The sequence below is a fragment of the Mycobacterium sp. genome (genome assembly GCF_035499775.1).
In the GTDB taxonomy this organism is placed as follows: domain Bacteria; phylum Actinomycetota; class Actinomycetes; order Mycobacteriales; family Mycobacteriaceae; genus Mycobacterium.
In genome coordinates this window covers 1-9,366 of the sequence record NZ_DATJYB010000562.1, presented here as the reverse complement: position 1 = coordinate 9,366, position 9,366 = coordinate 1, and the positions used below count along the sequence as shown (strand labels likewise).

Annotated in this window: 10 protein-coding genes and 1 pseudogene; 4 read left to right on the top strand and 7 right to left on the bottom strand. The window is 64.8% G+C overall.

Going from position 1 to position 9,366, the window contains the following annotated elements; translation table 11 throughout:
* The 4 genes and pseudogenes from VML93_RS34140 to VML93_RS34125 all read right to left on the bottom strand — a co-directional run.
* A pseudogene (locus VML93_RS34140) lies at positions 1-131 on the bottom strand (fumarylacetoacetate hydrolase family protein); the annotation flags it as partial.
* Positions 132-157: 26 nt separating this feature from the next.
* Positions 158-886, bottom strand: a complete 729-nt coding sequence (locus VML93_RS34135) for a FadR/GntR family transcriptional regulator (RefSeq protein WP_325617581.1) — start codon at positions 884-886, stop codon at positions 158-160.
* Between the two features lie 126 nt (positions 887-1,012).
* Positions 1,013-1,390 carry a DUF1801 domain-containing protein gene (locus tag VML93_RS34130; protein WP_325617579.1) on the bottom strand — a complete coding sequence of 126 codons (378 nt, stop codon included), beginning with the start codon at positions 1,388-1,390 and terminating at the stop codon, positions 1,013-1,015.
* 68 nt (positions 1,391-1,458) lie between these two features.
* Complete coding sequence (locus tag VML93_RS34125; protein WP_325617577.1) at positions 1,459-1,686, bottom strand: hypothetical protein; 228 nt, start codon at positions 1,684-1,686, stop codon at positions 1,459-1,461.
* Positions 1,687-1,953: 267 nt separating this feature from the next.
* Here VML93_RS34125 and VML93_RS34120 point away from each other — a divergent pair, with 267 nt between their 5' ends.
* Genes VML93_RS34120 through VML93_RS34105 form a run of 4 tightly spaced genes read left to right on the top strand, consistent with a single transcriptional unit; the run spans position 1,954 to position 6,425 of the window.
* The gene (locus tag VML93_RS34120) at positions 1,954-4,143 is read left to right on the top strand and encodes a molybdopterin-containing oxidoreductase family protein (protein ID WP_325617575.1); all 2,190 of its coding nucleotides are present in this window, start codon (positions 1,954-1,956) and stop codon (positions 4,141-4,143) included.
* A 6-nt stretch (positions 4,144-4,149) separates the two neighbouring features.
* Entirely contained in the window at positions 4,150-5,181 is a 1,032-nt protein-coding gene (locus tag VML93_RS34115; RefSeq protein WP_325617573.1) for a phosphotransferase family protein, read from the top strand.
* The gene (locus VML93_RS34110; protein ID WP_325617571.1) at positions 5,178-5,942 is read left to right on the top strand and encodes a glucose 1-dehydrogenase; all 765 of its coding nucleotides are present in this window, start codon (positions 5,178-5,180) and stop codon (positions 5,940-5,942) included. The genes VML93_RS34115 and VML93_RS34110 overlap by 4 nt, the downstream gene beginning before the upstream one ends.
* A 42-nt stretch (positions 5,943-5,984) precedes the next feature.
* Positions 5,985-6,425: an NUDIX domain-containing protein gene (locus VML93_RS34105; RefSeq protein WP_325617569.1), complete on the top strand. Its 441-nt coding sequence runs from the start codon at positions 5,985-5,987 to the stop codon at positions 6,423-6,425.
* Between the two features lie 3 nt (positions 6,426-6,428).
* Here the strand turns inward: VML93_RS34105 and VML93_RS34100 are convergent, their stop codons facing one another.
* The 3 genes from VML93_RS34100 to VML93_RS34090 are packed head-to-tail and all read right to left on the bottom strand — an operon-like array spanning position 6,429 to position 9,345.
* On the bottom strand, positions 6,429-7,013 hold the full coding sequence (locus VML93_RS34100) for a TetR family transcriptional regulator (protein WP_325617568.1): 585 nt from the start codon (positions 7,011-7,013) through the stop codon (positions 6,429-6,431).
* 20 nt (positions 7,014-7,033) lie between these two features.
* Positions 7,034-8,053, bottom strand: coding sequence for an NAD(P)-dependent alcohol dehydrogenase (locus tag VML93_RS34095; protein WP_325617566.1), 1,020 nt, complete (start codon positions 8,051-8,053; stop codon positions 7,034-7,036).
* Positions 8,050-9,345 carry an acyl-CoA dehydrogenase family protein gene (locus tag VML93_RS34090; protein ID WP_325617564.1) on the bottom strand — a complete coding sequence of 432 codons (1,296 nt, stop codon included), beginning with the start codon at positions 9,343-9,345 and terminating at the stop codon, positions 8,050-8,052. The genes VML93_RS34095 and VML93_RS34090 overlap by 4 nt, the downstream gene beginning before the upstream one ends.
* Between the last annotated feature and the right edge of the window lie 21 nt (positions 9,346-9,366).

The following is a 9,366-nucleotide window of genomic DNA, read 5'->3' as shown; positions in this document are numbered from 1 at the left end:
CGCGGCGGCGTCAGGCCGCCGCCGACGCCTGCCGGGGTCCCGGTGAAGATCAAGTCCCCCGGCAGCAGGGTGACGATCTTGGACAACTCCGCGACGAACCTCGGCACCGGGAAGATGAGCTCGCCCGGCTTGCCCGCCCTGCGACTGCGCGTCGGGTTCAGGTGGCCGGTGGCCGCAGAACCATGGTCGGATCCGTGTTCCGGAGAGCCTCGATGGCGCCGGCGCGGTCACCGCGATCGAGCGCCTCGACCAGATCCCCGGTGATCTCAGCCAGGTCGTCGAGATAGATCGGCATATCCTCGCCGCCGGATTCCAGCCGGGCGTGTAGATGCGACGTACCGACATTGATGATGCTGAGATACAGGCTGTCGAGCAGCTGATTCTTTCCCACCGACGCGACGCGGGCATGGACATTCCATGCGGCCCAAACGAATTCGCTCACCTGATGAGCATCGCGGGCGCACCTGAGTTCTTGCATCAACTCGGCCAGCGCTCGCCGGTCATCGGCGGTGATCTGCGCAAGAGCTTCGTCCACTAACACCGGAGCGATGGCGTCGCGAATTTGAATCGCCTCTGCCACCGCCGACTCGTCTTGCGCGGCCGACCGGAACCAGACGTTCATTCGCGCCAACGGGGAAGGGTCGCAGGCGAATATCCCCCCGCCCGGTCCGGGACGTGACGTGATCACGCCGCGCTCCTGCGCCAGTTTGATCGCCTCGTTGAACGTGCCGACCGATACTCCGCAGATCTGGCGTATCTCGTCCTTGCTGCCGATCCGATCGCCCGTCTTGACTCCCGCGGCCAGCAGCGCGATCTGGTTCGCGGCCATTTCAGCGCGCGAGGGCCCCACAGACACCGTGCCTGGCAGATCTATGGGGTCGATCATCGTGCTCCTCAGCGCGACTCGGTCCGCACCATCGGCCGGCCGCAGCGCCAACCCTACCCCAAACGATCATGATGAATTGCGTCGCCGCTGGTCAAAAGAGTGTCACAACCGGGTAACTGGTCGGCATCAGGCCTTCGTGTTGAAGGCCACCGCGGCGCGGATCAGCGCCTTGAGTGCCTTTTCGTCGATCTTGTCGCCTTCATGGAAATCGATGGCACGTCTGACCTTGCCGTCGAGGCTGGAGTTGAAGAGACCGGTGGGGTCTTCCAGCGAGGCGCCCTTGGCGAAGGTCATCTTCACGACCTTCTGGTGCGTCTCACCGGTGCAGATCATCCCGTCGTGATACCACACCGGAACGCCTCGCCACTTCCACTCCTCGACCACACCGGGATCGGCATGCTTGATGAGTTTCCTGATGCGAGAGAGCATTTCGCCGCGCCAGTCAGCCAACTCCTCGATCCTGGCGTCTATCAGCTCCGACGGTGACGGTTCGCCTTTGGTCATCTGATCGTCGCCTTTCTCGGTGGTTCACGCCGCGGTAAATAGTAAGCAGCCCGCGGAACTCGAGATGTTCACAGCCCTTCCAAGCGCTTCAGCCCCTCGATCGCCGCATCGAATCGGCCGTCGTCAACCGAATCGAGGACGAGCATCATGTCCCCCAGCGCGGCGCGCAGGGTCGCGTTGTTGGTCCGCAAAATCGAGTTCTCTTGGATTGCTTCGAGATGTGACTCGATGAGCTGGCGCTCCCGTGTCGAGCTGCTGTTGCCCAGTGCGATTAGCAGTGTTGGCAGGTCGATCACGTCGAAATCCCCTCCCTGATGTGGCCCATCGAAGTCGGTCTTCGACGTGTGTCGACGCAGCGGGGGAGGAGGAGGAAAATGCGTCGTCTTCGGCGCCGTCTGCCGTGGGTGCTTCCTCAGGCCACCTGGATTGCCGGTAACTCCTAAAGTTGCCCGCACAACCGACGTTCAAACACATTGATTTCACCCGAAATTAACGCCACAGTCATTACTGTGCCGGCTGGGTCCGACCTATACAAAATGCGAAAGGAATGTCACGCTCTGACGGTGATCCCGCACGACCGACCCGACGGTGTGCGGACGGTATTCACCTTCTGCCGGTACTGCCTGGCGTCGTGCGGTATCGAGGTCAGCGTCGAAGGCAATCGGGTGCGCAAGATATCTGCCGACAAGCAGAATCCGCACAGCTGGCAGGACTTTTGCGCGAAAGGGCGTAACGCCGCCCAACTCGTCGAGCATCCACGGCGGATCATCGCCCCGATGCGACGAGTGGGCGACGGCTACGTCGAAGCGACCTGGGACGAGGCCATCTCGGACATCGCCACCCGGATGTCCGGGCTGATCGAGGCCGACGGCCCAGACGCGATCGGAGCGTATTACCGCAATCCGGCCGGCTACTCGCTGTCCAACCTGATCTTCATGAGCGGTTGGCTCGACAGCGTCGGCACCTACAACCGCTACGCGGTGGGCTCGGTCGACCAGAACGCACTGCACGTCGTCGCCGAGGCGATGTACGGCTCGTCGATCATGGTGCCCGTGTCCGATATCGACAATTGCGATTGCCTTCTGCTCGTCGGCGCCAATCCCGCTGTGAGCGCCTGGAATTGGGTGGAGAGTGTGCCCGGCGGATGGAAGCGCGCGCTGGACCGGCAGCGGCAGGGCGCCAAGATCGTCGTCGTCGATCCGCTTCGCACCGAGTCTGCCGAGAAGGCTGACGTCCACCTCGCCGTGCGCCCCGGTCAAGACTGGGCCTTGCTGCTGGCGATGGTCAAGGTCATTCTCCGCGAACGGCTCGAACACCGCGGTGACTGCGCAAAACTCACCACCGGCATGCCATCCCTCCGGCAGCTCGCCGCCGAAGCGGATTTGGACGACCTGGCCCGACGCTGCGATGTACCTCGCACCCACATCGAGTCCGTCGCAAGAGAATTCGCGACCGCCAAGTCCGCGATGGCGGTAACGCGAACCGGGGTGTCGCTGCACGTGTCGGGCAGTGTCGGCGAGTGGCTTGGCCACGTGCTCAACGTGATCACCGGACGAATGGATCGGCCAGGCGGCCGCCGATTCGAGCCCGGGTACATCGACGCGCTGAAATTGGCCGACAGGGCCAAGACCCCGGACCACCGGAGCCGGTTGACCGGCCGCGCGATGGTCGCCGGCGCGCACGCGCTGAGCGAACTGCCGGCCCAGATCACCACACCGGGCCCCGGCCGGATCCGGGCGCTGGTGATCAACTCCGGCAATCCCGTCGTCTCCGGCCCGGACGGCAGCGCGCTGGACCGGGCCCTTGCAGACCTGGACCTCCTGGTGGCCATCGACTTCGTGCAACGTGAAAGTCACCGCCATGCGCACTGGTTGCTGCCCGCGGTGCACTGGCTCGAACGTGATGACCTGCTCGCGCTGACCAGCAATCTGCACGACGAGCCCTACGTGCAGTACGGGGTGCGGGCGGTCGATCCGCCGGACACCGCACGCGAGGAATGGCGCATTTTCGTCGATCTGGCGCTGGCGATGGACACACCGCTATTCGGCGTCAAGGGCGTCAACGGGTTCATCAAGGCCAGTCGACGACTGGCCAAAGCGACGCGGCGACCGGCGCTGGCATTCTCGCCGCACTGGATCAACCGGATGCTGGTGGCAATGTCCCTCAAGGTGAACGGCCACAAGCTGAAATGGCGTGACCTGCTGGCCAATCCGCACGGTATGGTGCTCGGGCCGCGAGAGTACGGGCATTTCGTGGCCGCGCTGCGCACGGCCGACAAGCGTGTGCACGTTGCGCCCGCAGAACTGGTTGCACGGGCCCATGAACTGCTGGCCGCACCGTCTCCGGAGCCACCCGCGGACTACCCCTTTCAGATCGGCAATCGCCGCAACCGCCATTCGATGAATTCGTTTCTCAACGAGTTGCCCGGCCTGCACCCTGGCGGCAAAGGCAGCGCGGTGCTGATCCACCCCGCGGACGCCGCCGAGCTCGGCATCGGCGACGGCGACCAGGTGCGGGTGTATTCACCGGTCGGCGAAGTCGAGGCGAAAGCCGCTCTGAGCGACCGGCCCCGACGTGGCGTCATCGTGATGGACCACGGCTGGGGATCGCGGATCTTCGACCCGCGCGGCGGATCCGCGCCACAGTCGTTCGGCGTGAACCGCAATCTGCTGATCGCCGGCGAACCGGTGGATCCGCTGTCGCAGACCCCCGCGATGAGTTCCACTTACGTCGGCATCGCGCGGTGCGGTTGAAATCGCATGGACTCTGCGGCAACGGATTTCGACGTCGCGCGGTTCGGCGACTGGCTGGCGCGAGTGACCGGCGAACCCGCAGCGGTCGCGGTGACGCCCATCCGGGGCGGCGGAAGCTGCGAGATGTTCCGTCTCGAGCGACTTGGCCAATCCTGGGTGGTGCGCCGCGCACCCCTGGCAGCGGTGTCCGACACCGCCCATCAGGTCATCCGCGAGGCGCGGATTATGGAGACGTTGGGTACTGCCGGGATACCGGTGCCCACCGTGTTGGCCCGCAGCGACGACCCCACCATCCTCGGCGCGCCGTTTTTCGTCATGTCCTATGTCGAAGGCGGCGTGATTCGCCGCGACGGCCTACCCGAACCCCTCTGGCGGGACCCGTCCTCACACGGCCTGATCGGTGAGCAACTGATCGACACCCTGGCACAGCTGCACGCGATCGACTGGATGGACACGGCGCTTGCCGATCTGTCCCATCCGGAGGGGTTTCTGACACGCCAGGTGGACCGGTGGCTGACCCAACTTTCCGGATACCGCGCTCGCGACCTGGATGGCGTGGACGAGCTCGCTACCTGGCTGCGCGACAACACCCCGGTCAGCGGTGACCTCACCGTGATGCACGGAGATTACAAGCTGGACAACGTCATCTGGGCTCCGACGCCGCCGCCCCGGGTAGCGTGCGTGGTCGACTTCGAGATGACGACGGTGGGCGATCCCCTTATCGACCTGGCCTGGGCGATGATTTTCTGGCCGGAAACGGGCAACCCGATCGCATTGGCCTCCCCCGACTCCCCGCGCGGCATCGCCCGAGAACACTGCCAGACACCGGGTGAACTGATCGACCGATACGCCGCAGCCACCGGCCGCGACTTGTCGCTTTTCGACTGGTACCAGGTGTTCAGCGCGTGGAAGTTGGCTATTGTCCTGGAGGCGTCTTACGCCAAGTATCTGCGCGGCGAGTCGCGCAACCCGATCCACCAGGTCTTTGGACCCGTAGTCGACGAACTACGGGGTCGCGCAAGGAGGTTCGCGCATTGACCGACGAGCTGTTCGACGTCGCGGATCGGGTGGTCCTGGTCACCGGTGGCAGTCGCGGGCTTGGTGCCGCAATCAGCGTGGGCCTCGCTCAACGCGGTGCTCGCGTCGTGGTCGCAAGCCGCAAGCTCGCAGCCTGCGAGGCACTTGCCGCCGGCATCTCGCAGGCGGGTGGTCAGGCCTACCCGCTGGCATGCCATGTCGGCGATTGGGAATCACTGGACGGGATCGTGGACGCCGCCACGGCACGCTGGGGACGACTGGACGGGCTGGTCAACAACGCCGGGATGAGCCCGCTGTCGCCGTCGCTGCTGGACACGTCAGAGGTGTTGTTCGACAAGGTGGTTGGCGTCAATCTGAAAGGCCCGACCCGCTTGACGGCGTTGGCCGCCACCGCGATGGCCCGCACTGGCGGCGGGTCGATCGTGAATATCAGTTCCCTGGCGTCGGTGAAACCGACACCGATCGCCACGGTCTACGCCGCGGCGAAAGCCGGCCTGAATGCATTGACCGCGGCTTCGGCGCTCGAGTACGCCGCAGTTGGCGTGCGCGTCAACGGAATCGTCTGTGGAACCTTTGACACCGACGCCGCGTCAGGCTTCGTTCACAACCCGGACCTGCTGGCTGGTCTGGTGAGCCGTATTGCACTCCGGCGCGTTGGCCGCCCCGACGAAATCCTGGGCGCGGTGGTCTATTTGCTTTCTCCGGCTTCGAGTTACACGACCGGATCATTGATGACCGTTGACGGTGGCGTTGCGGGATGAGCCCGACCCTTTTGATCGACTCACCAAGGACGGAGGACTGAGATGGCGCGTGAACCGATTCCCACGTGGAACTTCGCCTTGGTGCTGGTCAGATTGGGGCGACGGTTCCTCCTGGTGCACGAACGCAAGCACGGCCAGTTGTGGTACTTACCGGCCGGCCGAGTCGAGCCAGGTGAGACGTTCGCTATGGCTGCCTGCCGCGAGACCCGCGAGGAGGCCGGTGTCGACATCGAGTTGGAGGGCGTGCTGCGGATTGAGCACCTACCTATACCGGTCAATACGCGAATGAGGGTCGTCTTCGTCGCCCGACCGGCCGACGACCGTGCACCCAAGGCGGTAGCGGACGAAGAATCGCTGGGCGCTGCATGGTTCACCCTCGAGGAGATGGCCGATCTTCCGCTGCGCTCGGCCGAAGTGCACAACCTCGCTCGCGAAGTGTTGAACGGCGCATTGATTCACCCGATGTCACTTTTCGCGAGCTAGTGCTCAGCGGGAGTCGCGGCGGATCCCTTCGATGAGGTAGTCGATGTGCGCGGCGAATAGTTCGTCCACTTCCTCAGCCGTCACCCCGGCCGGGTCGCTGCCGGCCGGTCGGCCGCGCCGGCGGGTCGACTTGGTAGCCGGAGGATGGTCCATGGCGACGAAACCCACTGTCGCCCAGGTCAAGAGCCGACAGGCGCGCACCGACATGTCGGTCGACAGTCCGTCGCGGCGCATGCATTTCAGCAGGGGGCGGGACGCTTTCAGATAGGCGGGACGCTTCACCTGCAGGAAAAGCCTGCAGTCGGCGGCATCGGTCAGGCGTCCGCGAAGTTGGCAGGTCCACCGGCGCGCGTAGTCCGGCCAGGTCTCGTCGCGGCCCAGCGCCGGCGCAAGGTCATCGAGTAAGTGGTCGGCCACCGCGTCGATGAGCGCGTCCTTATTGCCAATCCGGGAGTACACGGGCGGAGGAGTGACGCCAAGCCGGGTCGCGACGCTACGCATGCTGATTGCGTCCAATCCGCTTTCACGCATGATTTCCACAGCGGCAGTGACGATCTGGTCAGCGTCGAGTTCGAGTTCACTGGGCACGCTTCAGCCTCCCCGTGGGTTCACGGGATCGTGAGGGCGATCTTGCCGACATGTTCGCCGGCCCGCATGACCAGCAGTGCCTCGTCGAGGCTTTGCCAGTCGAAGACGTGACTGATATGAGGTTTGATGCCCGACGTCGATATCACCTCGCAGAGTTCCCGGTGGGCCCGCACACTGCCGACGGTGATCCCGATGATGCGCAGGTTGTTGAGCATCACCTCGGCGACCGCGATCGGCGTCATATCGAATCCGCTGAGCACACCGATTACCGTGATCGTGCCGCCCATCCGCGCCGAATGCAGCGACTGCGCCAGCGTGGCGGGGCCACCGACATCGACGACCAGGTCGGCGCCTCGGCCGTCGGTGCGTCGCTTAACCTCCGCGTCCCAGCCACGGGTGGTTCGGTAGTTGATGAGATGCGTTGCCCCCAAATCGGACCCGACTTTGAGCTTGTCGTCCGAGGATGACGTCAAGATTGTGCTGGCACCCAACGTTTGGGCCAACTGCACTGCGAACAGCGACACCCCGCCGGTTCCCAGTGCCACCACGACGTCGCCTGCGCCGATGTGGGCTTCCTGGAGGGCACTCCACGCCGTCACGCCGGCACACGGGATCGTCGCGGCTTCGACATCGCTGAGGTGATCGGGTGTGCGGACGAGGGCGGCGACGTCGGCGACCCGGTATTGCTGCAGCCATCCGTCGCAGCTGTCGCCGGGCAGCTCCCGCTTGACTTCTGGTGTCGGCGGCCCGTCGAGCCAGCCCGGGTGAAACGCTCCCATGACGCGCTGGCCCACCTGCCACGCATCGGCATCCGGCCCGACCGCCACGACCTCGCCCGCGCCGTCGCTCATCGGTACCCGTGGCCACGGCCCGGGGAGAAGACCCATCAGGTTGATGCTGTCGTGGAAGTTCAGGCTCGACGCGTTGACCTTGACCAGCACCTGCCCTGGGCCGGGCTCGGCTACTGGCCTTTCTACGACCTGCACCGGCTCGCCGGGCCCGGTCATGATGATTGCCTGCTGACGGTCCGGAATAGTCATGCGGCACCTGTCTCCTCGCGTAGCGCCTGCCATTTGCGTTCGGCTGCCGCGCGCCGAGACGGAAGGTGCTCGGTGGGCCATCCCTCCACTGGGCTGTACTTCTTGAGTACATGTCGAGCCAGCACCGACTTGTGCAGCTCATCGGGCCCGTCGCCGATCGACCCGAACCGGGTCATCCGATACCAGCCTTCCACCGGCAGATCCCCCGAATAGCCCAGTGCGCCACAGACTTGGATGGTGCGGTCGAGGACGGCCAGCACCACCTTGGACACGTGGGCCTTGACCATCCCCAACTCGGCGCGGACCTCCGCGGCACCCAAACGGTCCATCTTCCACGCGGTCTGGAAGGTCAGCAATCGGGCGGCCTGAATCTCCATGTGGGAAAGCGCAATATAGTCCTGCACCATTTGGTGCTCGCCCAGCAGCCGGCCATGCGAGCGGCGTGACACCGCCCGCTCACCCATAATGTCCAGCGCCCGCTGCGCCTGGCCAAGCCAGCGCATCGCATGGTGTATGCGGCCGCCGCCCAGGCGCTGCTGCGCAAGCCTGAAACCGCCACCACGGGGACCGACAAGATGGTCCCCCGGCACTCGGCAGTCGGTGAACACGATCTCGGCGTGGTTGCCCCGGCGCCCAAGCTCCGGGTCGGGGTGAGCCATCGTGGGGATATCGCGAACTATCTGCATACCAGGCGTGCCCGCCGGGACCACGAAAATCGATGCGTGACGGTGTGGCCGGCCGGCAGGATCTGTTTCGGCGACGACCAGGACAATGTCGGCGCAGGAGGCGTTGGTGGTAAACCATTTGTGGCCGTTGATAACCCAGTCGTCGCCGTCGAGTGCCGCGGTGGTGGCGATGACGGTCGGGTCGGCACCGGCCAGGAACGGTTCGGTCAGCGCGAAGGCACTCGATATCTCCCCGCGCAGGTTCGGATACAGCCAGCGCTGTTTTTGGCCGTCGGTGGCACCGTGCGCAAGCAGTTCCATGTTGCCGCTGTCGGGGGCCTGAACGCCGAAGAGCTCCATCGACACCATGCATCGGCCGATGATCTCCGACATCTGAGCGAGCTTGAGCTGGCCGAGTCCTTCACCGCCCAGGCTGGGATCGAGGAACAGGCCCCATAGCCCCTGCGCCTTGACCTTGTCCTGCAGATGCCGCTTCACCGGCTGCCATTCCGCCGGCGGGATTTCGTCGAGAATGGGTTCCAGCGGGATCACTTCCGAATCGATGAAATCGCGCATCCACGAAAGCTTCTCGGCGAATTCCGGTTCGGCTTCAAAGTCCCAGGCCATCCCTCACCTCACAACACGAAA